This is a genomic window from Anaerosporobacter mobilis DSM 15930 (genome assembly GCF_900142955.1).
GTDB classification, from domain to species: Bacteria; Bacillota; Clostridia; order Lachnospirales; family Lachnospiraceae; genus Anaerosporobacter; species Anaerosporobacter mobilis.
On sequence record NZ_FRCP01000006.1, the window covers coordinates 23437 to 49380 of the forward strand.

The following is a 25944-nucleotide window of genomic DNA, read 5'->3' on the forward strand; positions in this document are numbered from 1 at the left end:
AGGTTACTATCATATTCCCACTCTATATAAAGTGAGCGTCCACCTGAAAAACCTATGTCTCCCTAGCACGAATTCTTTCTATTACTACCCACATAAGAACGATCATGCTTACCACCGCTATGACAAGTATAGCTATATTCTCTTTGAGTAGAACATCACGAATCGTAGGAGTCATATAGTTAAATTCATCTATATGTTCACGTATCAGGTTTATAGTCCGACTAACACTACTAAAGTCTGACCATTTTGTAGGTATATATTGTAAGGGGAAAAAGGCAAATCGTTTCGCAGTAACTACGATACCTATTACAGCCAGTATAGGAGGCAGAATCAATTTAGCAAAAAACCGTGGCGGTTGTTTTAAGAATTCCTGCAATTTGAAATATTCCGTAAGCTGATGAACTCTCTTCCAGATGATAATGATTCCTGCTAATAACCAAGGTAGAAATAGTACATTCCCAAGTAACCTTACAATCAAATTCTGGTCAACCATTACCCCTGAGGAACCTAGTGGATAAACCATCATTAATTGTTCTACGTATTCTCTTCCTCTTGAACTATTGCCATAATCAAATTGTAGATAATGAAACTGTGTCTTATCCTCTCTTGTCTGTACCATTACAACCGGATGGCTTGTATCAAGTATTCCTCGTACATAATATTCTCGTTGTTTAATCGTAGTCACTTGCTCTCCTTGTGAACTGTTGCTATTACTCTCTGCATTCTTATTAATTACTTTCTCATCAATTACTACCTGTTGACCAATTACATCTAAACTTCCAAACAATGCATATGCGGTATCTCTATCTAACATACACCCCTCATAATCATTCTCATATACATAATTTCCGCTATAGATCTGTATTGGTAGGATCTGATTCATGCCTCCATAAACAAGGTACTTCGTTACATTCTTAGTTTTTCCGAATTTCGTGTCTGAAACCTTCCTATGTTCTTCCTTTTCATATGCAGTTATCTCAGGTATCTTTTTTACTTTATTTCGCTGGCTTACTTGTTTCTTTTGCTGTTCATCCCGTCCTTCTTCCTCTTCTTCCATTCCATACTTCTCTTTTTCTTCCTCTAGGAGTGTCTTCAACTGTTCCTTCGTTGCCCCCTCCCCCTGTAACTGCACACTCACACTTTGATAATTCTCCCGTAGTTCATAATACTTCATAACTCCAACGCTATAACAAGCAAGAGCAAGAGCCATTAGTACTACATTTTTTATCTTCCACAAACGCTCTTTATTCATAGGTTCCTTTACGAACACGATCGCCCTCCATAACATTACGATTACTTCCTATAATAACTTCCTCATCGTAACCTAGCACATCATTGATAACAGCTGTCTGGAAATCCTTCTTATCAACAATGACATTAACACGATAAGCCTTAAACTCCTTGCCAAGTATTGTACTAGTTTCTCTCATAACAAGTACATAGTCACCTGAGTTATCGTTCCTAAGTGCGGTCAATGGAATACAATTATTATACTTCTCAGATGATTTTTCTATTGTAAATTGACCCGTTATTCCAGGTGCGAATTCTCCATCTGGAAGTTTAGCCGTCACATAATAGCAATCCCCTTCGCTATTATAGGCGATATCAATTACTTCACCTTCTACCGGTTTCTTGTAACCTGTAAGTTGGCAACTAATCTTGTCACCTTCTTGTACATATTCCATATAATCCTTTTCAAAACTACCAGCGAATACAGAATTACTTGGTGTAATAGCCACCTTTTCACTTCCCGAAATTGTCGTCTTCGGTTCAATATCAAGAGCAGTAACCATTCCATCTATGTCTGCAGAAACTTCACCATCTACCTTAATTACTTGATTCAGTTTCTCAAGAATCTCTGCTTTTCTTTCCATATCCTCTTCGAGTTGCTCCATATCTAACTCTGCAATCTTTGCATTAATTCCTTTGTTCTCATTCTTAATCAAATTACTCTTTTGAAAATCCGATAATTTATCCTCTGCATCTTCCACCGCTCGTTTAGCGATATCAACTCCATCTTCTTTGGCTTCTAAACTTTCTCTTGCAGCTCGTATTCCATCTTTATCTTCATATACCTTATCTAATAACTCATCTACAACCTTAGCCTTCTTCGCCAGTAAATCTTTCGCCTTTTTTTCTTCTTTCTTCTTCTCAGCTGTAATATCATTCACTGCAGTTTGCGCCTTAGCAACTAGTTTTGCTTGCTCTTTTGTTGTTTCCTCTACTGTTTTCTTTGCTTTCTCCACTGCTTTATTCTTTGCCTTATAGGCTGATTCATCTACTACAGAAGAATCTAATATAGCAGTATAGTAATTTTTGTATAAAGTAACATTACTTCCCGATGGATTCGCTGCTAGATAATTAAAGTAGGCTATTGCCGCATCTGATATTTCCGTATATTTAGGAGATACACTACTAACTTGCTTCTTAGCACGATCCACTGCGTCAGTGGCTTCTCTTATTGCATTCTCCCCTTCTAATTGTTGAAGTTTGTATTTGTTTAATGCAGATTCATAACTAGGATCACTAGGATCTATCTTAGCAAGTTCACGGTCCTCTTCTTCCATAGTCAATTTCCATTTTGCCTTGACAGCCTTTAGATTTTTTTCCGCATCATCAACAGCATTTTGCGTCTCACTGATTTTACTTTTAATCTCCGTATATTCATTTTTACCGAAATACGTATTATAGATGTTCTCTAAATCTGTATACATCTCGGCAAACTTTTGATTCTTTGCGTGTTGTTCTAATGTATTCATATATTTGATTAACGTTGTCTTCTTGAGCATAACCTCATCTAACTCACTCTGTGCATCTGCAAGTTCATTCTTGGCATTTTGAATCTCTTTATTACTTGTTTCACCTGCCGTGGCATATGCTTCATTGGCCTGCGCTAGCTGTTTCGTATACTTAGCTTTTGTATCATCATAAGATTCTTTTGCTGTATCATACTCTTCCTCGGCTTTATCATATTCTTCTCTTTGTGTATCACTTAGCTTATCTTTAATCTCTTCTAACTTCTCCTTATAGACTACCTTCGCCTCCTTATAGTCCTCCTGTGCCTTCCTATAATCTTCCTTGGCACGTGTTACAGCCTTCTGCTCATCACTACCATCGGCCTCCTCTGTCTCTAATGAAGCTGTCAAGATTGCCTTATCATACGCCCTCTTACTCGCTTCATATTCATCTGTAGCCTTTTCAATCTGTTCCTTCAATTGATCCAAACTATATCGAAAGATTCGATCTCCTTTCGCTACACTCTGTCCTTTCTTCACATAAATTTCTGCAATCTGTAGATTACCAAGTAGCTCTAGGTATATGGCATTCGCAGAATCAATTCTTCCATCTCCTTTGATTTTATAATTCAATACATCTTTTCTTGCCTTTTGTGTAGAAACAAGTGGTACTGTCAAGCTAGCACTTACTCGTGATACCACTGTTAACACCATCATAACAACTATAAATATTGCTAGACATTTTCCTGCCTTTTTCTGCAATCTATTATCGCCTTTATTCTTATCTTTCTTATTCATAGATTTCAATCCTTTCCATCTAATATCTTTTGGGCAATTGCGAAACTCTTTGTAGTGCATAAAACATATCAATGTGTTTTATGTCTGTCGTTACTGTTTGACGAATTGCGTGTACGACACATACCATGTTTTTTATTGTATGCGTAGGTCATACAATTCTAGGAAAACTGTAGTAGACAGCCTTAAAACACAGATATGCTTTATGCACGGAGAAGGGTTTCGCAATTGCCTATAACACCTATTGTTTAATACCAGACGCAACGATTCCTTGTTCTAGATACTCCTGCCCTTTTAGGAATATCAGTACAGCGGGTAACATCATTATTAATGATGCGATGAAGGACACGCCTAGGTTATCTGCTGATATCTGTGGTAGATATAAGGACAGTGGCCAATACGACTTATCACGCAGGAAGGTCAATGGTTGCTCAATACAGTTCCACAATTCAATAAAGGAAAGAATCAATGCTGATATAATTCCTGCGTTCCCTAGAGGAATACCAATATGAAAAAATATATATCCCTCTCCTGCACCATCTAACCTTGCTGCTTCTAACATCTCCTCGGGTATCCCTTTGAAGAACTTTGTCATGATAAAAACAGGAAATGTTGAGAATATAGCTGGCAATATAATTGCTAGGTGTGTATCTAGCACATGTAATTTGTTGAGTACCAAATAACTAGAAACAATCGTCACCTGGAATGGTAAGATCATTAACACAATGTATATGTAAAACAAGATATTCTTACATGGAAAACGATATCTTGCAAAACTCCAAGCCGCAGGTACTGCAACGAAAAACTGACCAAGTACTGCAGGCAATACTTGCTTACAAGAATTCCAAAACATAACGAAGAATTGTGGTGCATCAAACAACAACTCTACGAATGATTTAAGAGTTGGATATAAGGGCACTAACGGCCATGAAACATAACCTTTTCCTTGGTCTAATACAACACCAATATACTCGGTAAGTTCTTCTCCTCTCATTAAACATCCACTTAATACCATATAGATGGGAATCCATATGAGTAAGCATGACAGGATTAAAAGGATGTATGTGAAGATATGCTTTTTATGAATTGTTGACTTTCTATCCCTCAATCTGTATTCCTCCTTAATCAAATCTACAAGTATTTTGAGTCATAGTGTTTTTGTGTATCTTTCTCATACTTGAACTATATACAATACCTAGTAAGCGCATTCCATTCATCATAGTACCTCTTCCTTATCACTCCCTGTTAGCTTCTGAATGCCTATAATGACCGTCAATAACGTGATTGCAACAAGAACTGCTCCCGCACACATCTTTTGAATATCTAAGTTCGTAAACCAGTTATTGAATACATGCTGCAACATGTAGATACTCTCATGTGGATAATCCCCTGCGATTAGATATGCCTCTCGAAACACCTTAAAACTATTAATCAACGATAAAACCGTAACAATGAATAAGGTCGACATAAGATTAGGTAGCGTAATATATATGAATTTAGTAAACGTGCCAGCTCCATCAACAGAAGCCGCCTCGTATACACTTTGTGAAATTCCATTCAAACCAGCAAGCCATAGAATAATGTCATATCCAATATTCTTCCATATGTACGTGAATACCAAGATATAGAATGCTTTACTCGAATTCATCCAATCTGTACCACTACCACCGAAATGTACGATAATCTTATTCAACATTCCATACTCATCAAAGAATACTCTCCATAGTAATACAATGGACGCTGCCGGTATTACCATTGGTATTAAGAAGGTGGTTTTAATAACGTTTTGTAATCCCCCTATTGAAAACAAAAGGACAGAGAAGAATAATGACAGGAGTAATAGAAGCGGTATACATATTAATAGAAATTTCCCTGTATTCTTCGCTGCTAACTTAAAGGCTTCATTCGCAAATACTAATCTATAATTCTCTAATCCAACAAATCTCCTTGTCATTGTTTCACTAAAAGATCGCCTAACCGCGTCAATAAACGGAATTAGTACGAATATCGAAACTCCTAGAAAACTAGGAAGCAAAAAAACGAAACCAAGAATAGTTTCTTTCCTTGCACGCTTTGTTTTAAAGTACTTACTCATTCCCATCTTCATTCCTTACCACCTGATATAATAAAGTCATAGCAAAAAGCTATGCTAATTCTTACTTGCTTAGGTATACATTGGCTCATCTTAATACCCCTAGCGATTTTTTGACACTCTGCGTCAAAGATAAGAAAAGAATACCATGTAAATCTCTAAATAATCTTTAAAACACTTTGATATATTGGTATCTTTCTTTGTATTATTCACCATATTTTATATTTCTCTTTTAAAGGGGGCAAAACCAACTTATCGGCTTTGCCCCCTAATACTTTATAGTTCATTCTTACTCTGCCAAATATCCCTTAGCTACATTCATAATATTCTGAACAGCTTCTTCTTTGCTAACCTTATCTTCAAGGAAATCCTTAACCTGATCAATTACTAATGAAGATAACATACAATCATATGATATTGGATTATCTAATTCTTTTATTTTATCGTATAGTTCTTTTACTTGTTTCTCATCTGGAGCTTCAATTTGCCTAATTTCAGTATCTATAGCAATTGACATACCCTGAAGCGTATCCACTTCATTCATAACTCCATCTAATGCCTTTGCATTCACAGGAAACCCATCAAATGCCGTAGATGATTGCACTTTATCCCCTAATAGATATGCCAAGAATTCCTTTGCTAACTCTTTGTTTTTACTAGCCTTGTTAATACCTACCAAACCACTTTCAATGTACTGATTATCAAATGTGTCATAATACATTCCTACTTCTCTAGCTCCCGCTAAAGTAACTTGACTATCTGACAATGACAGTAGTTGTTCTACGAACGTCTCACTTTTATTATTCTCTCCAAAATACATACTAAAACCACGGTCTAACTCAATGGCATTATCTACTTGTAACTGTGATGTACCGAAGTTGAATATATTCTCTTCTCCCAGCTTTTCCATCAGCAACTGTAACATATCGAGATATTTACCTAGGATTTCTTCATTAATTGTTTTCTCATCCGTAACTAACTCTTTGCTATATAAGGCCCAAAAGAGGTTTGCAAAATTCTCTGCACCTATATTGTTGAATAGACCCGTAACGTCTTTATTTTCCAATAGTGCAATCATAGCATCTAAAGAAGGCATTGCCTCAACTACCTGTTTATTACCGTAGGCTAATGGCACTTGGAAACGCAACGGAACATAGTAGCAACTACTATCTGATAGATAGTTTTGCATAATATTCTTATTCAATGTTTCATCATCTACAAGTGGCTTGATACGATCACTAATGTCTTCAAGAACACCCTTTTCTACATAAGAATCTCTTGGCAAACCATCTAATACCAAGATGTCTGCCCCATTTCCTGCCAGAAGCTCTGTGTTTAATGCACGTATTGTATCCGATAAGTTCGCGTTACTAGCCTCTCCATTCTCAATGGCATATGTATAATTAATCAGCACATCCGGATGTTCTGATTGGTATTTAATAATTGCCTGTCTAATGGTTGGATTCAGGTACAACGAATATACATTCATCTGCGTAGATGGAATCGAAGCAACGTTTTCATCAAATTGATAATAATATAGTTTAATATTATATTGGCTATCATAAGCTAGAACAGCATACGCAGCCTTCTCTTTCTCCATAACCGCTAATTCCTGAAATACCATTGTTTGATCAGACAGTGTAGTAAGACCTCCCTCGACAATCGTTTGCCAAAGTGATCCATCTTTTTGTAATACTGAAACCCCTGCCGAATTCAAACTATAGATATTACCGTCTACTTCCTGAATCAATGAATTATCAAGTACTGCATCATAGACATAACTTGCTGTCTCTCTTCCACTCTTATCCATACGGAGTAACTTCTGCTGATCCGTGCTATACCCTATTAAATCTTGATTACTAACAGCTACTGGCGCTATTAATGAATAATCTTGTATTAACTCACCCGTAGAAGGGTCAAACATGTTAACACTCTCACCGTAGATACTTGGTAATATAACCAATGTCCCGTCTTCTAACACTTGTATATCTTCTACATTGGGATAGCTCATTTCCCCCTTGTAATCCTCAGTCTTTGTCTCTAACCATGGGATTTCCAGTTTCTGCGCTAGTTCTCCATCCTCTTTATAGATCATATATTGGTATTCTCCACTAGAATAATCTACTGTGATCAAATAATATTGATTATCCTTACCTAGAATAACCTTATAGATCATATACTTATTTTGATCAATATTATTAATCCAGCTAATTGTTTTCTCAGTCCAGCTCTCACCATCATAAATCAAAGCTATCATAGTAGTAGCTGTAGCTAAGTAGACTTCTAGTTCGTTATCTACATTTGATAGTATCGAGATAATATGTGACTCTTGATACTCTTCTGGTAATTCTAATTCTTGTTCCATGTACCTTCCCATTGGAACACTAGAAGTCTCCTTATCTCCCCTTGACTTACAACCGATTAATAACGAGCTGATTAGAACCACGCATAGAAATAATACTAGTAATCTAGTTCTTTTGTTATCAGACATTTTCTTCTTCCTCATAACTCCTACAATCCTCCTTGTTTTCAATATACCATGTCACAGAACAATAATACCGCTACCTGACAAACATAGAATAACAAGGAATCCTCTAAAAGTTCTCTAAGATTTGTAAAACATTGTGATAAATCTGTGATATATCTTAGTCCTCTATAACTCTTGGCAACTTGATCGTAAATGTACAACCACCGCCCTCCGTATCTTCTAATAACAAAAGACCTTGATGCATCTTAACCAGTTCCCTTGCAATGCTTAAACCTAACCCATAGTGTTTTCGGTCATTGTGTGAAGAATCCACTTGATAGAACTTCTCGAAAACCGCTGTTTTCTCCTCATCCGGAATTCCAATTCCATAATCAATCACTTGTATATAAACATAATGTTTACTTGTATATGCGTGTAACAAAAGTGGTTTTACACTCTTAGAATATTGAACTGCATTGTTCAGTAAAATCACAATGATTTGTTTTAACCTCATAGCATCTGCATTGACAGGGGGTAATAGATTATCGGGCAAAGATATCGCAAGCCCTATAGTAGCTTCCTTGCAAATCGGTAGTACCTCCTCATAGACATCTAGTAATATCGTATCTAATTCTACCCTCTCCATTACCATTCTCCATGCCTTCGTCTCTGTGGAAGATAGAATTAACAAATCCTCCACCAAACTTGACATTCTATTACATTCCTCACCAATGGTTGCAATGTAGTGCTCTGATTTCTCTGGAACCACCTTAATCGCGCTGGCACTGGTTCGTATTACCGTAAGAGGAGCCTTTAATTCATGAGATGCTGCTGCGATGAATTCCGTTTGCAATCGCTTACTCTCTTCAACAGGTTTCATAATAAACCTTACATAGATTTGATTCAATATGACCATACATAGAATTCCAAGTATCTCAATTAGTAAGAAAACCTTTGCTAATTGATCAAATGCTTGGTCTTCTTTCGTAAAATATTGTATCAATATAGCGCTTCTATACTGTTTTTCAAATGGTATTACAAAGGCAACCGCATAGTATTCATGCCCCTGTTCATTCTTTAATTGATAATGACGATAAAAACCTTCTTTTTGTGAAATTGGCCTTACATTCAATAACAAATTATCTTCTCTGGCCAGATTCTCAACCTTGGTAACTTCTTTCTCTCTTTCTTCCTCTGGTACCCAACTTCCCCATTGTATTAATGGTTTTCCTGCATCTACAATATGAAGAATCATCTCATTAGAACTTTCCATCTCTGTAATCCAAGTATTGGATACCGTTGTATCAGAAGATAATTTCATATACACAGTTGTTGCTGTACTTTGAAAAATCCTACTTTTATTCTGTTTCTGTTCATGAACATTCATTAAAAACACTGCTAAAAGTGCAGCAGAAAGAATCACTCCCATACTTACACTGTATAATAAGACAAGTCGGTTTTTCGCCTTCTGTACACTATTTTTCTCTTCCAATAGACGTTTATAATGTTGACTAATTCTTTGATATCTACCCTTTGCTGGTCTCACTTATAGCCCCCTCTTCTAGTCGATACCCAATTCCATATACCGTTTTAATCAGTACATTGCTCTCAATACCCTTTAGTCGCTTTCTTAGGAAATGAATATAATTGTCTATATTACCATCTTCCACTGTTCCATCTGCTCCCCACACTCGGTCAAGGATCTGTTCTCTCGTTACTACTTGACCCGAATTACGCATAAAAAATTCTAGTAATGAACTTTCTTTCTTTGATAATATATAGTTCTCTTCCCCTTTATTAACAATCTTTCGGTCTATGTTATATGTAAGATCTCCATATTTCAAACAATTTGCTGCTTCTATTTGTCTTGGTCTCCTTGCTAATGCGCGAATTCTTGCAAACAATTCTTCCATAGCAAAAGGTTTTACAAGATAATCATCCGCTCCTGCATCTAGTCCATCTACTCTGTCATAGATCCCATTCATTGCTGTTATTAATATAACAGGAACCATAATCTGTTTCTTTCGAATCTCTGACAAAAACGAAACCCCGTCTTTACCAGGTAACATTCGATCTAAGAGTACCATGTCATGTGACGTTGCGGTTAGATAATACCTTGCATTAATCGCATTATGGCAAACGTCAACCTCATAACCTGCTGCCTTTAACTGTTCCTCTAATGCATCACATAGATTCAAGTCATCCTCCACCAAAAGTAACTTCATATTCTTCCTCCTCTTGTATCATAGTGACTCTTTTACTTTTTGGTAATTGTAATGTATTCCCTAATTCTTGTCAATGGAGTAAGTAATCACCTACTTGGGAACTCTCTCCCCAACAAGCACAATTCCATACCCTCCTTCATTGGGGTAAATCCATATCGACTATATAATTTTTCTCCCTCTTGCGTAGCATCTAAGGTTATCTGTGTTATCCCCATTTGTCTTGCCTCTGCAACAATTGCATCCACAATCCTAAATCCTATATGTTTACGTCTATACTCTCTCTCCGTGTATATGTTCATAAGATGGCCTCTCTTACCACTGATATGATCCAAAGTAGGCATAACGTTCACAAAACATAAACTACCACACGCAACCGCTTTATCGCCACTGAATGCAAGATAAGTGATCTGTTCTTCATGCTCAATTGCATGAAGAAAGTACTCTCTTGTCTTCTCTTCAAACGTAGCTATATGAAACAAATCATACTCTTTATATCCGGGTTTAATCTCTTCAATAAATTCCATCCGTAGTTTGAGCATATCCTCTATATCATTACTAGTTGCACGGCAAATGATTATGTTACTCTCCTTGTTACTCATTCCTACATTCCTCCTATACTTTACTATTCAACAATGAAACTCCTAGGTCCTTTGATTCCTGTTTCTAACAGAGCCACACTCCAACAAACCCTCTTGACCAAAGTATAATCCAAATGGTATTATTTGTATAATGAATTATACTAATACTAGTAATTCGATATGTAAATAATAATAGTTATTACCCTAGAACATGGAGGAATCCTATGGATACACAAAATCTACGTACTTTCTTAGTACTAGCCGATATAAAGAACTTCACACAGGCGGCAGATCAACTGTTCGTTGCGCAGTCTACCGTTACCAATCGTATTGCAGAATTAGAACGCCAATTAGGCAAAAAGTTATTCCACAGAGACAATAAAACTGTTGTACTTACAGCAGAGGGTAATCTTTTTCTAACCTATGCAAAACGTATGATTGACTTAGAGGAAACTTCGATAAAAGAGATGAATGCCATAAAACAATACGAACATAGTCTTAGAATAGGAACAACGAATACCATCTATGAATGCCACCTTGTAGATACCATCAAGCAATTACTTACTTCGAGGCAAGATTGCGCTCTGACCGTAACTGTTGGTCACTCTATTTCATTGCTACAGATGCTACAAGATGGTCTTCTTGATGTTGTATACTCCTATCTTCCACTTGTTAAGAATGGATACAAAAGTGATGTGTTCGCAACTGACGCACTAGTCTTAGTCACTTCACCAAACACCAATCGATATCACAATGGAATTCACAAAGAGGAACTTACAGAGATTCCATATCTATTCTGCAACTTCGCACTTCAAGAAGTTGGTTTATTCATCCGTGAACTCTTTCCTAGTTTCAATCAATTTCATTTTGAGATTGATAATAGTACGAAGTTACTTCAGTTCTTACTTGATGGAATCGGCTATAGTTTTTTACCAGAAAGTCTTGTAACACCATATATCTTGACAGGTGAACTTGAAACTGTACCTTTACTTGATTTTAAGACTCCAAAAATTAATTCGTATCGAATCTATAACGAGATGAATGGGAAACAACTATGTGAATACGACTTATTATAACTTGTAATTTTATTTCTAAAGTTTTATAATAGTTTTGAAAACTAGATGATATAATATTAAGAACGAGAATTAGAAAATAAATAAGTGTGAAACTCTTTGTAATACCGACATCAACAACAATGTGTTTTATGTCTGCCGTTACAATCGCCTATCATCACTTATGTACCAATAAACTAGTCTAAGCAAAACTCTTAAAATGTAGATTAACTTCTTGCCCAACTCACTATGACTAAAAAACGGTAGTGTAGCACGTATAGTACTTCTTAGTGTGTACTCAGAAACCAAGGAAGGCGAGGCATGGATGCCGAGCCAGCCTGAGCTGCGGCAGGATGCCACATCGATGGCGGTTCCGCAAAATTGGTGCATGTGGTGTACACACATAGAAGTACTTAGGTGCGTAACGTGTTTTGTGTCACAGTTAGTTAGGTAAGAAGTTATGAGTAAAATGATCGGAGTTTTGCGATAACAGAGAGGAGCATGATTGCAATTATGAAACGGAATCAATATTGGTACCCTGTAGATAATGCAGGCAAGATATTTCCCGCCGTATCAAAGGACAGTAGAAGCAGTGTATTCCGCCTCTCCTTTTATCTGAAAGAGGAAATAAGAAAAGATGTGTTAGAAGAAGCTGTTAATCAGGTTCTACCAAGATTTGAAACATTCGCAGTAGAATTAAAGAGCGGTTTGTTTTGGTATTATCTATCTGCGAACAAGAAACCCTTCCATGTCGAAGAAGAACCAGCTATCTTATGTAAATACTTCTCCTGGCAAAAGAACAATGGTTATCTATTCAAGGTTTACTACTTTGGAAATAAAGTTACTTTAGAGACGTTCCATTCACTCACAGACGGAACAGGTGCTATGGAGTTCCTCAAATCCATTGTATATGTGTACTATGAATTGCAGGGCCATACGTTAGAACATGACGGACGAATTCGAAGTCACTCACCACATGATGTAACTGGTGAAGTGGATATGTTTGTTGGCTCTTATGATAAATCGAACAAGAAAAACCTTACCGAAGAACCCGCTTACCACTTATCAGGAGAAACCTTTGTGAATAACTTCTCCTTAGCTGTGCGTGCTCAAGTACCAACCGATGCACTCCTAGCTACTGCCAAAGCACATAATGTTACCATTGGACAATTCGTAACGGCTGCTTTTGCCTATAGCATCTATAACTGTAGCCTTGGTTGTCGTTCCAGTCGTAAACCAATTAAAATGTTTGTCCCTGTTAATTTAAGAAAGTTCTTTCCGTCCAATACATTACGTAATTTTTCTCTCTACATTAAAGCAACATTTGATGGTAGAGAATCTTGGACATTTGAGCAAATGCTTGCTTCCACGAAAGAACAATATGCAAAGCAACTGACAAAGGAAGACCTCCACAGGCGAATCAATTCAAATGTAAGTATTGAGAAAAACCCTTTTGTAAGATTACTTCCACTTCCAATTAAGAATCTTGCATTCCAAATTGGCTACTTTTACTGTGCCGAGAATATTAGTACGTATTATATCTCCAACTTAGGCAACATTATGTTGCCAGCTTCATTGGAGCCATATGTTGAAGATGTGGAATTTGCATTAGGGGGTACTTGTATGGCAATCGCCTCAATCAAAGGGCATACTAACCTTATGTTAAACTCCGAATTCAAGGATATATCGACAATTCAATATTTCCTTAAAATACTAACCGATGCAGGTATCCCTGTAACCATTGATACGAACTATAGGGAGGGATTAGATGAGATATTGTAAGACTTGTGGAATACATTACCGTACTCCTATTAACAACTGTTTGTTTTGTAATAATCGATTAGAAGGGGAGAACCGCTCAGATGAAGATATGGAATTCTTCTATCCACCAATGAAACGACAACATAAGCCAGAGAAAACCGTTCAAAAGATTCTCTATTTTATCTTGCTTGTTAGTTCCCTATGTTGCCTCATAATTGACTTCATCTATATGAATTCATCAGGTAAGGGTTTTGGATTATGGTCTATCTATGTTGTGTTTTCATGTATATTAGGCGTAATCGTTATTCATACCTTCACCACACCTTCTAAGCTCTTTCACAAGGTGTATCAGATTGGATTAAGTACCCTAGTGTTTCTTATAGCAATTGCTTTATTAGGTAATAGTTATCACTGGGCACTTGATTATGTGTTACCATTTGGGCTTCTTGCCCTGAATATTTTATCAACTTGTTGTATATTCGGCAACAAAGAGCGTCTGTTTGAATACTCAATGTATGTATTTGGAACAAGTATCCTAGCATTCATACCCTTACTACTGTATTTCTTATCGATTATTTCAGTAGGATGGCCTGCGCTCAGTTGCTGCTTATATGGTCTACTTACGTTGTCTGGGCTATTCTTTTTCTCAACAAAAGAGGCTAAAGAAGAATTAAAAAGGAGACTGCATTGGTAGGATTCCTGTTACTCAGTATGCGTCTTAACGTTTAATGTTACGACCGCCCCGCAACCTTCCTCCTTGTTTGCTATAATAAGATTACCGCCATGCTTTTTGGCAACCGATTCAGCAATGAAAAGACCCATGCCGTAGTGCTTGCCAGAGCGTTCCTCCTGTTCCGTATAAAACTGCTGCGTAGCGTTTTTAAGGCTTGCGAAAGAAAAGCCCTTACCACTATCAGTTATAGTAAACCTGAGCATATCTTCCCTCCCACTAATGCTAATCGTAACATTACCGTGGGTAGGAGAATATTCTATGGCATTGGCTAGAATATTGGAAAGTGCACTGACTAAGAGCACTGAGTCCCCATAGAACGTTTCGGGCAAATCTCGTATATCTGTGGTCAGTGTGATATTCTTTGCAAGGCAAAGAGCTGTTGCTTCCGACTTGATTTCCGAAATAAACTCGCTTACTGAAAATGATTTCGGATCAAAATCTACATGACTTTCTGCCTTTGCGGCTGACATCAGAAGATCGAGATACTGTTCAATTTTATGGGAGCTTGCATGGATATACTCAAGCAATTCCTTATCCGCCTCCGATAATTCTGCTTCCAGTAGAAGCTCTGTATTGCCCTTGACTATTGTCAAGGGTGTTTTAATGTCATGGGCAAGTGCAGAAATTTGTGTTTTTCGGTTTTGCTCAGCGTTCCATTGTTGCTTAAGTGAAGTCCCAAGTGCACGTTTCATTTCATCTATTGAATTCAAAACCGTATTAAACTCTTGAATGTGCGTTGGCGAAACTTCAAAATCCAGTTCCTGCTGTTTAATGGCATCTGTTGCAGTAATCAACGGGGATAGTTCAGCGTTCAACTTTTTACCGAAGCGCGAGGCTATAACACATGCTATTGAAAGAAAACCAACAAGAAAAAGTAGTATTACTAGTAGCTCAGGCATTGGAAACAACTCATGCAGAGTAGGAGATGTAAAGTGTGCTTGTAAATCGTATTGTATAATACAGTAGCCATCCTCACGTTGGATTAGCATATATCGACTGACTGGTGTCTTTGAATTTTTAAAAAGAACATCTTTTGATTTTACGATCTCCTTATTCGTCATAGTACCGCATACTAAGTTATCATTGTCATCAAACAAGGCATAGGTACATGGGTACGGAATGACTGTTTCATCAAAAGGCTGACTGTTTTGAATATCTTCTTTAGCTTGCTCGATAGCTTGTTCTGCATAATTTGCGGGTAGAATTGCACCACTCGCCATTCCATAATAAAAGCTAAGAACAATTGTGGCGATAAGCAAAATTGTGAGGGTAGTAAAAACTGCTAGATGGCGCAAAAACAGCATATATAGTTTTATAGATTTCTTGCTCTTTATCTCCATTTATACCCCACTCCCCAGACTGTTTCAATCGGATTTTCCGTATATTTTGAGAATTTATTACGGATGTTTTTAATATGGACGCGAATGGCCGCAATATCACTTTCTGTATCAAACCCAAACACTGTCTCCAAAATATGTTCCAGTGAAAAGACTTGCCCCCTATTACGCACCAACATTTCACAGATAGCGTATTCACTCTTTGTCAGAAGTATTTTCTCTGGTTTTCCTGGTACCGCTTCTACTGTAATTTCCTTTGCAGATAAGTCAAATCGGTATATTCCCTGTGTTAGCGACTGATGACGTTCTCTATGTTCTCTGCGCAGATGTGCTGCCACCCTTGCCCGTAATTCTAAGAGGCTGAATGGTTTTTTAATATAATCGTCAGCACCAAGCGAAAAACCGTCTATCATATCCTGCTCCATGGATTTGGCAGTTAAGAAGAGAATTGGGCAATCCACATCCCCTCGAATACTTCGACAGAGAGAAAATCCATCTACCTCCGGCATCATCACATCCAATAAAACAAGGTCATAGGTTTTAAAGTCCTGTGCTGTCAAATTAATAGCACTGTTTTTCGTGGTAACGGTATATCCGTCTTTTGCAAGTGCACGTTCAATCAACTTGCAAATATCGTTTTCATCATCGATTACTAATATATGAGCCATTCAATCCCTCCATTTCTAGCTAATTTTCTTTATTTTTTCTTCCATCCCATTTTGTACTCCAAGCTGCAAGTATCAAAAGAAGTATGGCACTTGTCACCCCTATAAACATTACGCCCTGAGTTACTCCAGATAAATCCACAAAAGACACATTTGTGATCTTACTCTCCACAAACATACTACAAAAACGTGTGGAAATTCCCCAAGGTAAGAATGTCCATATTCTATCACCAAGCCCTGTTAGAAGAAGTGCTGATAGCAAGCTGCCCACCATCCCCAAGCCAAGACCTACGCCTTTTCCAAATGCAAAGCTTACAATATATTGAAGAATATATAGAGTCAGGTTTCCTAAAAACAACAAAATTGCCGATTTGATGTATAGTGAAAGAGGAAAAACTACATTTCCCATCAACCGGAACAAGGTTCCAAAGCCGAAAACAGCTATTATAGAAGACCAAAAACCAAATATCAAAATGACCAAAAGCTTTGCAAAGTGTGGAATATATCTTTTGCACGGAGTAGACAACAGCATCTGACATGAAGCTGCTTGTACCTCCTGTTCTGATACTATAACTGTAACAATACCAATTAACATTGGAAATACCATCGCTAATACTTGCAGATAAGCTGATACCTTCTGTGGCTCACTCCAAGGAGAAATGGTGTAATAAGCAAGGAACACTGCCATACCAAAGAATGGCACAAAAAGATGTATGAGTAACACGTGGGAATGTAGCGCCTTGTAGATGTCAGATTTTATAGTTCTTACAAATTGCTTCATGCTCACACCTCACGTTTCTGAAACCAGCATGAAGTAGCAATGGTTAGCAGGATAAAAAGCGTGATACCAATCAATACACCTGGTAGGATAACAGCAGGGTCTTCCATATTACTACCCACTTCTACCCTAAGCCCATTCGGTAATACACCTATGGTAGGACACATAAGCCTTGCAGGAATAGAGAACGGAATCAACCAAAAACTTTCTACTGCGCATATAACCGCAACACCAAAATTGCAGAGTAAGCTGATTAAAACAGTTAAAAATGCACCAACTTTTTCTGTCACAAACATCCATAATGGTACTTGCCAAGCAAAGGTGACGAATAGCAAAACACTTGCAAATAAGCTTACTGCTACGCCAATCGATTGCCCAAACAGTAGACCACCTAGGGTAATTCCGACATAAAAGACAAGACAGGTGGTTAATAGGAATAAAGTACAGAGTATGATCTGAGCAAGCCATAGTTTCTTCTTATCTACAGCCACACCCAATAAACCGTGCCTGTTCTTTTTTTGTTCCCTTGCCACTGTAAACGTAGAAAACATAGTAAAGCAACCAGGCAAAAGCATTGTATACCACCAATTATAAGCACCTGCCTGCAGGTATCTTCCTCCCATTAACAACAAGGCCAACAAAATTGTAAGCGCTGGGGCAAGCCACAGAATCACCTTGTTGAAGCTATGCTTTTCCTTGAGCCATTCTGATTGTAGAAAGTTAAGCATTCGAATCACCTGCCTTTCGTACAACCTCCATAAATAGTGCTTCAAGGTCATCTGTAGCGTCAATTTTGTCCTGATGCCACAGTTCACCGTTTGCTATAATACCAATATGATCAGCGATTTGTTCCACTTCGGATAGAATATGGCTGGAAAGAATCACCGTTATTCCCTGCTGTGGAAATGCTCTAATCAGCTCGCGTAAATCTCCGATTCCGATTGGGTCAAGCCCATTAGTAGGTTCATCTAAGATGAGCAGCTTCGGGTGGTTAAGTAGTGCCATAGCTATGCCAAGTCGTTGTTTCATTCCCATCGAAAAATGCCCCGCACGCTTCTTTCCCGTGTTTATCAGATCTACACATTCTAACACCTCATCAATGCGGCTATCTGGCAAGCCATAGAGCAGAGTACGTACCTTTAGATTCTCCCTGGCGGTCAAGTTTTCATAAAGTGGCGGTGATTCAATCAGCGCACCAATGGACAGCAAATCATTACGACTCCATGACTTACCATCAAAAACAATTTCTCCTGAGGTAGGAGTAATCATACCTGTTAGCATTTTCAGCAGGGTAGACTTTCCCGCACCGTTTGGACCAAGGAGTCCATAAACTGATTTCTCTGGTAGTGAAATTGATATGTTGTGATTTGCTTTTTGTTTTTTGTAATTCTTACATAGATTATGTGTTTCCAAAATATTTTTCATAAAAATAGCCCTTTCCTCTTGTGATAACAAAAGTATAAGGGCTATTTATAAAGATTCTATAAGTTTTTTGATTAATAGCCTACAATAAACTTCTTCACTTTTTTCTCTGTTGCTTCTGGATTTAGTTTATAGATTTGTTCCCGAATCTTCTCATACGCTTGCTCTGGATCAATCTTTTCAGCTTCTATTATTAACTCTTCTCCCCAGAAGTCCTCTACTAGACAGAATACGGTTGATGACCACCCATATTCTTCTCCCGCATTAGACAACTTCCTAGCTCGTCCAGACATTGTAATAAAGAATCGCATCTGCAACTCCGTTATCCCCCGGTCAAACTTTGATTTATCTTCTTTGGTAAACCCACCATATTGCTTAATGAGATGCAGAGGTAATTCCTTATATTCCTCTATCAGCAGATAGATTTGTTTTGCATATTGACTAATGGTACCTGCTTCATATTCTTCTTCTAATCTCCTACGTCCACGGCGAATTGCATAGAAGTAAGGAAACCACTCCTTCGTAATATAACCACTCTTCTTAAAGAAGAACTTACCGTATGCAATGTCTTCTTTCTCATTTAATACACGCATGCGCCATTCCCATGGGTCCGTATCTGCATCTTCTGTATGCCAGCATATCTCTTCCCCCAAATAACTACATAAAGAGAAAACCCCTTCGTTATTCTCACCGCCAACGCTCATTCCCGCTTGGTATAGCTCGGTCAGAAAGTCATTAAAGTTATGAATAGAATTCATTACTATTCCCCTCCCTCATTCTTAATTATACTGCTGTTGCCTCCGGTGAATCACTGTCCTAATCAACCTTACTTAACTCGCCAGTGACAGAATCAATTACTAAGCCATGTACCATTACCGTCTCTGGTATTAAAGGATGTTTATGTATCAACTCTACTGATTTCTTAACAGTATCTTCTAAATCTATAAAACCACCAAGCCAAGAGTCAAAGTCAATTCCGCAATACTTAACCATATCTATATTATTTTGTGTTATTCCATGCTCTTTCATCTTCTCTAGCATCTTCTGGCTGTCTGTGTATCTAGCTCCGCAATCAGTATGACCGATTACTAATATTTCTTTAACATTTAATTCGTAAATTGCTATTAATAAACTACGTATAACGCTTCCAAATGGATGGGATATCACTCCACCTGCGTTTTGAATGATCTTCGCATCACCATTCTTAAGCCCCAAAGCTGCAGGTAATAGTTTTGTTAATCTTGTATCCATACAAGAGACGATGGCGATCTTTTTTTCTGGAAACTTATTGGTAATATATTTTTCGTAGCTTTTATTCTCAACAAAAATTTTATTATATTCTAGAATTTCATCAAGCATACTTGCTCTCTCCTTTTATTCTACTTTGCATTGTTAGTCAATTGCGAAATTCTTAGTAATGACGATAAACATATCAATGTGTTTTATGTCTGCCGTTACAATTTTAGTGAAATTGTAGTAGGCAGCCTTAAAACACAGATATGTTATGGTCATGGAGAAGAGTTTCTCAATTGACTATATTTTGCAATATTCTTGCTACGGTTTCCATTATATCACACTTTTATGACTGTAATGTTTTAAGTTTAAAGAATTCACCCTTTTTCTCCATCAGCTGTGTATAGGTACCGATTTCTTCTACGTTTCCTTCCTTAAGTACAACAATTTTATCAGCATTCTTAATCGTAGATAGACGATGGGCAACTACGAACGTTGTCTTATCTTTAGTCAGTATTTCTAAAGAATCCTGTATCTTCAATTCAGAGATACTATCCAGTGCTGAGGTTGCCTCATCTAGAAGTACAACCTGTGGATCTCTAAGTAATGCTCTTGCAATGGATATTCTTTGTCTTTGACCACCAGATAACTTTCCACCATGTTCTCCTATTACTGTATCCAAACCCATCGGTAGGGAATCTACCAATTCTTTCAAACTGGTTTGTTGCAATACTTGATCTAGTTGCTCTTCTGAAATAGAATCTAAACCATAAGTTATGTTGTTTCGAAGTGTATCCGCAAACAAGATACTATCCTGTGGCACCACTGCCATAAATCTGCGATAGCTGCGAATGTCTAACTCCCTCATATCTTTTCCATCAATAAGTACAGTTCCCTCTGTTGGTTTTAGGAATCCAATAATAAGATTCATTATTGTTGTTTTTCCAGCCCCAGAACCTCCAACCAAAGCTATCGTTTCTCCCTTATTAACTTGGAGATTAAAGTGATTTAATACATTCTTTTCTCCATCTCCATAAGAAAAGACTACATCATTGAATTCATAATATCCTTCTAGTTTCTTCACCTTACGTTTTCCCTTATAGCTCTCCACATCATGAACGGTAAGAATATCACCGATGGAATTAAGGGATTCTATTCCTTTCGTGAAGATTGGTACTAGATTAGCAATCTGTGAGATACTATTTACTATGGTTGAAAAATACGTTTGATAAAGTACAATGTCACCAACACTGATTTTTCCCTTATATGCTAGAGTTCCTGTGAAAGCAAGACATAACACTTGAAAGAGTTGGAAGATTACCCAACTTACGGAACCAAAGAGAGATTGTATTACATCTAGTTTATACCCTTTGTGCGCAACCTTACTAATTTGCTCCTCCAAACGATTAATTTCCTTTTCCTCAACACTATACGCTCTTGTAACTGGAATCAGCTCCACCATCTCAATTACTTTAGCTGAGGTTTCTTCCATCTCTTTACGGAACTCAGTATTCCTTAGTCTTATCTTTTTTCGAAATGCAATAATTGTAATTACTGCAATCGGTATGGTAACAAGAAAGAATAGAAATACCACCATATTCTTTGTAATAATAACAGAAAACGCAACAACTATATTTATAACAATTGCTAATAAACTGGTAAATACTTGCGTTGACATTGACTCTACCGCTTCTACGTCACGTATAATCTTTGATTGCAATCTTCCTGACTGCATATTCTTATGATACCCAATGGACAATTGCTGCAGCTTACGTATTAAACTTCCACGAAGCCTTGCCTCCACATCACGAATTGCCAAACTATACATCCTTACATATATATAGTTTGTAGGTATGTTTTGAACAATTAATATCACCATAATTCCAACATAATACGCAATTTTCCCTACAGGATAATCCCCGGGATTCGTAGCAACATCCACAATACCTGCAATGGCAATAGGCATTGCCCACGCCGGCGTATGTTTTAGTACGAAGAAGAACGAGGATACCAATAATTTACCATAGTTCCCTTTGTATATGTTTAACAATAGTTTTAAGGAGTTATGCTTGTTTTTTTCAAATTCTTCTGTAAGAGTGCCTTCTGTCTCAAAATCCATTTTCTCTGTTGTCATTCTATCCTTTCCTTCCTTACAGAGTTTGATAAAACTCCTTGATTACCTTAGCTGAAGGCTTATCATACACACTATATCCTCTCTGTTCTGGTAAGTCTTCTCTAAAGTTAGAAGACCAGTCCCAAATTCCATAGCCTTCCACCCATTCTCGTTCCCTTACAGTCTCAAACATTGCCTTAAAATAATCTGCTTGTACCTTCAAATCTAGTTCACCTTCAAATGTCCAGTCATTTGGTACCTCTTGGCATCCTTTCACGCACATACAACCACATTCCGCAAAGAAAAATGGTTTATTATATTGTTTTACTACCTTTTCAATACGATCTAGATTTTCTTCCCATCTTGTTTGTGGGTAATATCCACTAGATGATATCACGTCGAGGCAATCCCACCACTTAACCTGATTTTCTTGGTACTTATCTGTATTATATGTAACAAGGCCATTGTATACGTTTCTTACTCTTTGAACTAGATTTCTCCAGTATTCCTCTTTTCGTTCTGTTTGAACCAACTCACATCCCACCATAAACATTTCACAATGAGTTCTCTCTGCAATTTCAGCATATTTAAGAATATATTTTTCATAATTTGCAAACCATTTACTCCACTTTGGCTCACAAGGAACTTCTACATCAAAGAAGTTAATATGTGCTCTCCACACTCCGTCTCTGCAATTAAGCATTGGCTTTAGAATAATCTTAAGACCTAGTTTTCTTGCATAATCAATAACGCTTATAAGCTCCTCATCTGTAGGAATATGTTCCCCTATATAATCAATCTCCTCTGATTGAGGGGTATCTTGTAAAGCGATGAAAGCTAAGATAATGGTATCGCAACCTGTAGTATCTACCAAAGTTTTCAGAGACTCTTTTGTCTCCTCTCCTGCAAATTTTTGTGTCTTACTTGGGTTTAACTTGAATGTAAATCCTTTTATAAAATCCATATTGTTTTCTCTCCTTCTATTGCTATTACTAGGCAATTGTGAAGTCTTTATCGTAAAAAGACTATTATTTTGTAATATGTCTGTCGTTGCACATCCTTCTTGGTACAGGATACGTGGCAACAGTAATAATCGCGTTATCAAATTCCGGATGGGTTATCTTTTCTAATGTTGTTGATACCAAACGTCTTCCAAGTGCCTCCATTCTTATCTCTACGGTAATAATATCCGACTTAAAGAATTCAGGTTCGATGGTATTATCAAACCCTACAATTATGATATCCTTGGCGAGTTTCATATCCTTTTTCATTAAGGCTGTTGCTACATATTTAGCTACATCATCATCTACACAGACAAACACCTCTGGAAAATAAGGAAGCTTTTCTATATTTTCCTCGATCACACTAAAGTTATAGTAACTGTTTGGCTCTCCCTTAGTTAACATTAAAGATTCCTCTATGGTTATACCATTCGCTACTATCGTCTGCCTCATTCCTTCATAACGCATAGAAACACTCATTGACGCGTCACTGCATCCAACAAAAGAAAATGTTCGTTTTCCTTGGCTAATCAGTTCCTGCACGATTTCCGCGATAGCATGTCTACCTTCAATCGCTATAATATTACCAAAACGGAGATATGCCTCTCCATTCTTAGGTGCATTGAACATAGTAATTGGCAATTTGCTTATGGCTAATCCTTCGACAAATGGTAGTGGGAACTTGCACAGAAGAATAATCCCTTTCGTATCCTCTGATGCAGCTTTTAATGTTTCTGTTGCATTCAAATCATCTTCTTCCACAATATACATCTGCATGCGATAACCATTATCATTAATCTCATCACTGATTCCAGTAATGATTTTATTCCAGAAGGTGGATTCTGCACGGTTAAACAAAACCAATATGGTACCACCGACATTTTTCTTTGATAACCCTTTTGCCTGCTCAATCATTGTAGCATCTAATTTTTCATAGCCCATCTCATAAGCTTTCTGTATCACTGTCATTCTAGTAGCATTTGAGACTTCTCCACCATTTAGAGCCTTTGCAACGGTATTTCTAGATAACTCTAACTTAGCTGCAATATCTTGAATCGTTACTCGTTTCATCAAACTCCTCCTAAACTATAATTCCTTCTTAGAATCTTACTTTGTACTATCTCCATCACCTATCCTCAATATACCCTATAGCACATCAGAACGTCAACATATATATGCATATAATTATGCACTATTTATGCACACATGTGCATTTAGTGTGCATTTTTTTAATAATCTAGTTTTTTAGTATCATGCATTAGATAAAATAGACGAAGAAAAAGCCCTTGCACGATTGCTTATATCGCAATTATGCAAAGACTTCTTATGTTTAATTAATAGTAATTATAATTTAAAATCTGTATTTTATTTACGTTCTTAGCTATAAATTTTTAACTGTAACACATATTCTTGAGTTCTTACCACTCTTCAACTATAACCTTAGTTACTACGGATTGGTTTCCACACCTAATTGTGATTTTTGCTTCTCCAGCCTTCAAAGGTGTATATTCCCATGATTGTTCCTCTTGATTATATTCTACTTTTAAAACTTTGGAATTATCAGACTCAATGGTTACCTTATCTGTGGTTTCCCAAGGCTCTAAATCATAATATATATTAAAATACTCACCTACATATGCCGTGTATTCCTCAGATTCTAAAGTAATGCTTTCACAAGGAGCCTCAGCTACAACAACAGTAACAGTTCCTATAACGGTTCCTTGTTCTGATCCTTCTCTTATTATAACTTCGCCGGTACCCGTTTTATTTCCGTGTAGATATAATGAGCTTTCATCTTGAATAAGATCCAATACATTATTCTCTGGATTTGTTTTATCATAATCCTTTATTTCAAAATAATATAATGAACTTGCATTCGTGTAGTTAAGTAAGTTAAAGACATTGATATAATTATCTACTAGTAACTCTACATTCGGTTCAGCAATACTTGCATCTTTTACTTCTACTTTAAAGCTACCTAAGGTTTTTGTTTTCTTATTATATGTTTCTTTTATTGTAATTGTATATGTACCTGCTTTTTCTGCTTTAAACTGATATCCATAAAAATAACGTTTTCCAATATAATCCTTAAGTACAGATTTATATTCATCATTGTCTGTGACATCTTTTGCTGATGAAGCATCGTATTTCTTTTCATTAATAGTGAAGTTACTACTATCTGATGTTACTGTATAAGTAGCCTTTGGATTTCGATATGCTATAGTAAACATAGAATCTGAAGAACTATAATAGTCTGCTAGATCAAATCCACCGCTTCCAACAGGGAGGACTGCATCTTCCGATATTAATGTAGCGTTTTTTACAGTAACCTTACATTTCCCTACTGTAATTTTCTTATTCTTGTAAGTTTGTGTGCAGGTAATTGTTGCACTTCCAGCCTTAACACCTGTTAAATAACCACCAGCTTTGCTGATTTTTACAACTTTGGAGTTGCTAGATGTAAATTGATACGTTGCACCTTTTATTTTGTTTTTTACAGAAAGCTCCTCTCCATTGCTTAATTCCCATGAATTTTTGTTCCAGTAAACCTTACTGTCCATTTTACCAACAGGTATTGTCAGTTCTTTTACACTTATTGAAGCCTTTTTAGTTGCTGCTTCTGCCACCTGATTTGGTATAATAAAGTTTCCTACCATTAGTGCACAGCATAACACCGTTAATACTAATAATCTCATAACTCCAATCTTTGGTCTTTTCATTATTTATCTCCTCTTTATGTATTTTTAGCTGTTTTTAGTAACAAAACAACCTTATACTAAATTTTACTCAATTTTCTATACTATGTCAACTATATCTATATGATATATCTAGAATATTCTACAAAAAACTACAATTTATTAGAATGCAAATGAATGCAAATCTATGGTTTAGTCCAATACTTCTGTATTTCTTCTATACGATTTCAACTCCCCATGCCAATACATAGGGAGTTGAAA

The 25944-nt window shown here is 36.9% G+C and carries 22 protein-coding genes; 3 read left to right on the forward strand and 19 right to left on the reverse strand.

The window, feature by feature from the left end; genetic code table 11:
- Positions 1–52: 52 nt before the first annotated feature.
- From BUB90_RS02960 to BUB90_RS02995, 8 genes are all read right to left on the reverse strand, one after another.
- A complete protein-coding gene (locus tag BUB90_RS02960) occupies positions 53–1270 on the reverse strand; it encodes a hypothetical protein (protein WP_073282658.1) in 1218 nt (405 codons plus the stop codon).
- Complete coding sequence (locus BUB90_RS02965) at positions 1245–3533, reverse strand: hypothetical protein (RefSeq protein WP_073282660.1); 2289 nt, start codon at positions 3531–3533, stop codon at positions 1245–1247. Before BUB90_RS02965 ends, BUB90_RS02960 begins: the two co-directional genes overlap by 26 nt.
- 238 nt (positions 3534–3771) lie before the next feature.
- Positions 3772–4524 carry a carbohydrate ABC transporter permease gene (locus BUB90_RS02970; protein ID WP_330393731.1) on the reverse strand — a complete coding sequence of 251 codons (753 nt, stop codon included), beginning with the start codon at positions 4522–4524 and terminating at the stop codon, positions 3772–3774.
- A 222-nt stretch (positions 4525–4746) separates the two neighbouring features.
- Positions 4747–5637, reverse strand: coding sequence for a carbohydrate ABC transporter permease (locus BUB90_RS02975; RefSeq protein ID WP_242952470.1), 891 nt, complete (start codon positions 5635–5637; stop codon positions 4747–4749).
- Between the two features lie 274 nt (positions 5638–5911).
- Positions 5912–8128, reverse strand: coding sequence for an ABC transporter substrate-binding protein (locus tag BUB90_RS02980; protein WP_073282663.1), 2217 nt, complete (start codon positions 8126–8128; stop codon positions 5912–5914).
- Between the two features lie 139 nt (positions 8129–8267).
- On the reverse strand, positions 8268–9635 hold the full coding sequence (locus BUB90_RS02985) for a sensor histidine kinase (RefSeq protein ID WP_073282665.1): 1368 nt from the start codon (positions 9633–9635) through the stop codon (positions 8268–8270).
- Positions 9616–10314 carry a response regulator transcription factor gene (locus BUB90_RS02990; protein WP_073282667.1) on the reverse strand — a complete coding sequence of 233 codons (699 nt, stop codon included), beginning with the start codon at positions 10312–10314 and terminating at the stop codon, positions 9616–9618. Before BUB90_RS02990 ends, BUB90_RS02985 begins: the two co-directional genes overlap by 20 nt.
- A gap of 86 nt (positions 10315–10400) precedes the next feature.
- Positions 10401–10913, reverse strand: a complete 513-nt coding sequence (locus tag BUB90_RS02995) for a GNAT family N-acetyltransferase (protein ID WP_084139056.1) — start codon at positions 10911–10913, stop codon at positions 10401–10403.
- A 203-nt stretch (positions 10914–11116) separates the two neighbouring features.
- Between BUB90_RS02995 and BUB90_RS03000 the strand changes: the two genes are divergently transcribed.
- The 3 genes from BUB90_RS03000 (at position 11117) to BUB90_RS03010 (ending at position 14399) form a co-directional block, all read left to right on the forward strand.
- Entirely contained in the window at positions 11117–11968 is an 852-nt protein-coding gene (locus BUB90_RS03000; protein WP_073282669.1) for a LysR family transcriptional regulator, read from the forward strand.
- Positions 11969–12457: 489 nt separating this feature from the next.
- The gene (locus BUB90_RS03005; RefSeq protein ID WP_139241691.1) at positions 12458–13726 is read left to right on the forward strand and encodes a hypothetical protein; all 1269 of its coding nucleotides are present in this window, start codon (positions 12458–12460) and stop codon (positions 13724–13726) included.
- On the forward strand, positions 13713–14399 hold the full coding sequence (locus tag BUB90_RS03010; protein WP_073282673.1) for a DUF6320 domain-containing protein: 687 nt from the start codon (positions 13713–13715) through the stop codon (positions 14397–14399). Before BUB90_RS03005 ends, BUB90_RS03010 begins: the two co-directional genes overlap by 14 nt.
- Before the next feature lie 8 nt (positions 14400–14407).
- Here BUB90_RS03010 and BUB90_RS03015 read toward each other — a convergent pair whose 3' ends face one another.
- From BUB90_RS03015 to BUB90_RS23770, 11 genes are all read right to left on the reverse strand, one after another.
- Entirely contained in the window at positions 14408–15778 is a 1371-nt protein-coding gene (locus BUB90_RS03015) for a sensor histidine kinase (protein WP_073282676.1), read from the reverse strand.
- Positions 15769–16443, reverse strand: a complete 675-nt coding sequence (locus BUB90_RS03020; RefSeq protein ID WP_073282679.1) for a response regulator transcription factor — start codon at positions 16441–16443, stop codon at positions 15769–15771. The genes BUB90_RS03015 and BUB90_RS03020 overlap by 10 nt, the downstream gene beginning before the upstream one ends.
- Positions 16444–16462: 19 nt before the next feature.
- On the reverse strand, positions 16463–17221 hold the full coding sequence (locus BUB90_RS03025) for a lantibiotic immunity ABC transporter MutG family permease subunit (RefSeq protein WP_073282681.1): 759 nt from the start codon (positions 17219–17221) through the stop codon (positions 16463–16465).
- A gap of 2 nt (positions 17222–17223) precedes the next feature.
- Positions 17224–17946 carry a lantibiotic immunity ABC transporter MutE/EpiE family permease subunit gene (locus tag BUB90_RS03030; protein ID WP_073282683.1) on the reverse strand — a complete coding sequence of 241 codons (723 nt, stop codon included), beginning with the start codon at positions 17944–17946 and terminating at the stop codon, positions 17224–17226.
- Positions 17939–18643: a lantibiotic protection ABC transporter ATP-binding protein gene (locus BUB90_RS03035; RefSeq protein ID WP_073282685.1), complete on the reverse strand. Its 705-nt coding sequence runs from the start codon at positions 18641–18643 to the stop codon at positions 17939–17941. The genes BUB90_RS03030 and BUB90_RS03035 overlap by 8 nt, the downstream gene beginning before the upstream one ends.
- A gap of 71 nt (positions 18644–18714) precedes the next feature.
- Positions 18715–19398: an AlkZ-related protein gene (locus tag BUB90_RS03040; protein ID WP_073282687.1), complete on the reverse strand. Its 684-nt coding sequence runs from the start codon at positions 19396–19398 to the stop codon at positions 18715–18717.
- A 58-nt stretch (positions 19399–19456) separates the two neighbouring features.
- Complete coding sequence (locus BUB90_RS03045) at positions 19457–19999, reverse strand: beta-class carbonic anhydrase (RefSeq protein WP_073282689.1); 543 nt, start codon at positions 19997–19999, stop codon at positions 19457–19459.
- 220 nt (positions 20000–20219) lie between these two features.
- On the reverse strand, positions 20220–22007 hold the full coding sequence (locus BUB90_RS03050; RefSeq protein WP_139241692.1) for an ABC transporter ATP-binding protein: 1788 nt from the start codon (positions 22005–22007) through the stop codon (positions 20220–20222).
- Positions 22008–22023: 16 nt separating this feature from the next.
- A complete protein-coding gene (locus BUB90_RS03055; RefSeq protein WP_073282691.1) occupies positions 22024–22950 on the reverse strand; it encodes a glycoside hydrolase family 113 in 927 nt (308 codons plus the stop codon).
- A 64-nt stretch (positions 22951–23014) separates the two neighbouring features.
- Positions 23015–24058: a LacI family DNA-binding transcriptional regulator gene (locus tag BUB90_RS03060; protein ID WP_073282693.1), complete on the reverse strand. Its 1044-nt coding sequence runs from the start codon at positions 24056–24058 to the stop codon at positions 23015–23017.
- A gap of 347 nt (positions 24059–24405) precedes the next feature.
- Positions 24406–25707: a hypothetical protein gene (locus BUB90_RS23770; protein WP_073282695.1), complete on the reverse strand. Its 1302-nt coding sequence runs from the start codon at positions 25705–25707 to the stop codon at positions 24406–24408.
- Positions 25708–25944: the final 237 nt, after the last annotated feature.

What these genes read in the sequence shown, in the direction of transcription:
- BUB90_RS02965 (WP_073282660.1), bottom strand. Translation starts at nt 3,533, where the DNA reads ATGAATAAGAAAGATAAGAATAAAGGCGATAATAGATTGCAGAAAAAG.
- BUB90_RS03060 (WP_073282693.1), bottom strand. Translation starts at nt 24,058, where the DNA reads ATGAAACGAGTAACGATTCAAGATATTGCAGCTAAGTTAGAGTTATCT.
- BUB90_RS02995 (WP_084139056.1), bottom strand. Translation starts at nt 10,913, where the DNA reads ATGAGTAACAAGGAGAGTAACATAATCATTTGCCGTGCAACTAGTAAT.
- BUB90_RS02970 (WP_330393731.1), bottom strand. Translation starts at nt 4,524, where the DNA reads ATGAGAGGAGAAGAACTTACCGAGTATATTGGTGTTGTATTAGACCAA.
- BUB90_RS03020 (WP_073282679.1), bottom strand. Translation starts at nt 16,443, where the DNA reads ATGGCTCATATATTAGTAATCGATGATGAAAACGATATTTGCAAGTTG.
- BUB90_RS03030 (WP_073282683.1), bottom strand. Translation starts at nt 17,946, where the DNA reads ATGCTTAACTTTCTACAATCAGAATGGCTCAAGGAAAAGCATAGCTTC.
- BUB90_RS23770 (WP_073282695.1), bottom strand. Translation starts at nt 25,707, where the DNA reads ATGAAAAGACCAAAGATTGGAGTTATGAGATTATTAGTATTAACGGTG.
- BUB90_RS03055 (WP_073282691.1), bottom strand. Translation starts at nt 22,950, where the DNA reads ATGGATTTTATAAAAGGATTTACATTCAAGTTAAACCCAAGTAAGACA.
- BUB90_RS03050 (WP_139241692.1), bottom strand. Translation starts at nt 22,007, where the DNA reads ATGACAACAGAGAAAATGGATTTTGAGACAGAAGGCACTCTTACAGAA.
- BUB90_RS03045 (WP_073282689.1), bottom strand. Translation starts at nt 19,999, where the DNA reads ATGCTTGATGAAATTCTAGAATATAATAAAATTTTTGTTGAGAATAAA.
- BUB90_RS03000 (WP_073282669.1), top strand. Translation starts at nt 11,117, where the DNA reads ATGGATACACAAAATCTACGTACTTTCTTAGTACTAGCCGATATAAAG.
- BUB90_RS03015 (WP_073282676.1), bottom strand. Translation starts at nt 15,778, where the DNA reads ATGGAGATAAAGAGCAAGAAATCTATAAAACTATATATGCTGTTTTTG.
- BUB90_RS02990 (WP_073282667.1), bottom strand. Translation starts at nt 10,314, where the DNA reads ATGAAGTTACTTTTGGTGGAGGATGACTTGAATCTATGTGATGCATTA.
- BUB90_RS03025 (WP_073282681.1), bottom strand. Translation starts at nt 17,221, where the DNA reads ATGAAGCAATTTGTAAGAACTATAAAATCTGACATCTACAAGGCGCTA.
- BUB90_RS03035 (WP_073282685.1), bottom strand. Translation starts at nt 18,643, where the DNA reads ATGAAAAATATTTTGGAAACACATAATCTATGTAAGAATTACAAAAAA.
- BUB90_RS03010 (WP_073282673.1), top strand. Translation starts at nt 13,713, where the DNA reads ATGAGATATTGTAAGACTTGTGGAATACATTACCGTACTCCTATTAAC.
- BUB90_RS02975 (WP_242952470.1), bottom strand. Translation starts at nt 5,637, where the DNA reads ATGAAGATGGGAATGAGTAAGTACTTTAAAACAAAGCGTGCAAGGAAA.
- BUB90_RS03005 (WP_139241691.1), top strand. Translation starts at nt 12,458, where the DNA reads ATGAAACGGAATCAATATTGGTACCCTGTAGATAATGCAGGCAAGATA.
- BUB90_RS03040 (WP_073282687.1), bottom strand. Translation starts at nt 19,398, where the DNA reads ATGAATTCTATTCATAACTTTAATGACTTTCTGACCGAGCTATACCAA.
- BUB90_RS02980 (WP_073282663.1), bottom strand. Translation starts at nt 8,128, where the DNA reads ATGAGGAAGAAGAAAATGTCTGATAACAAAAGAACTAGATTACTAGTA.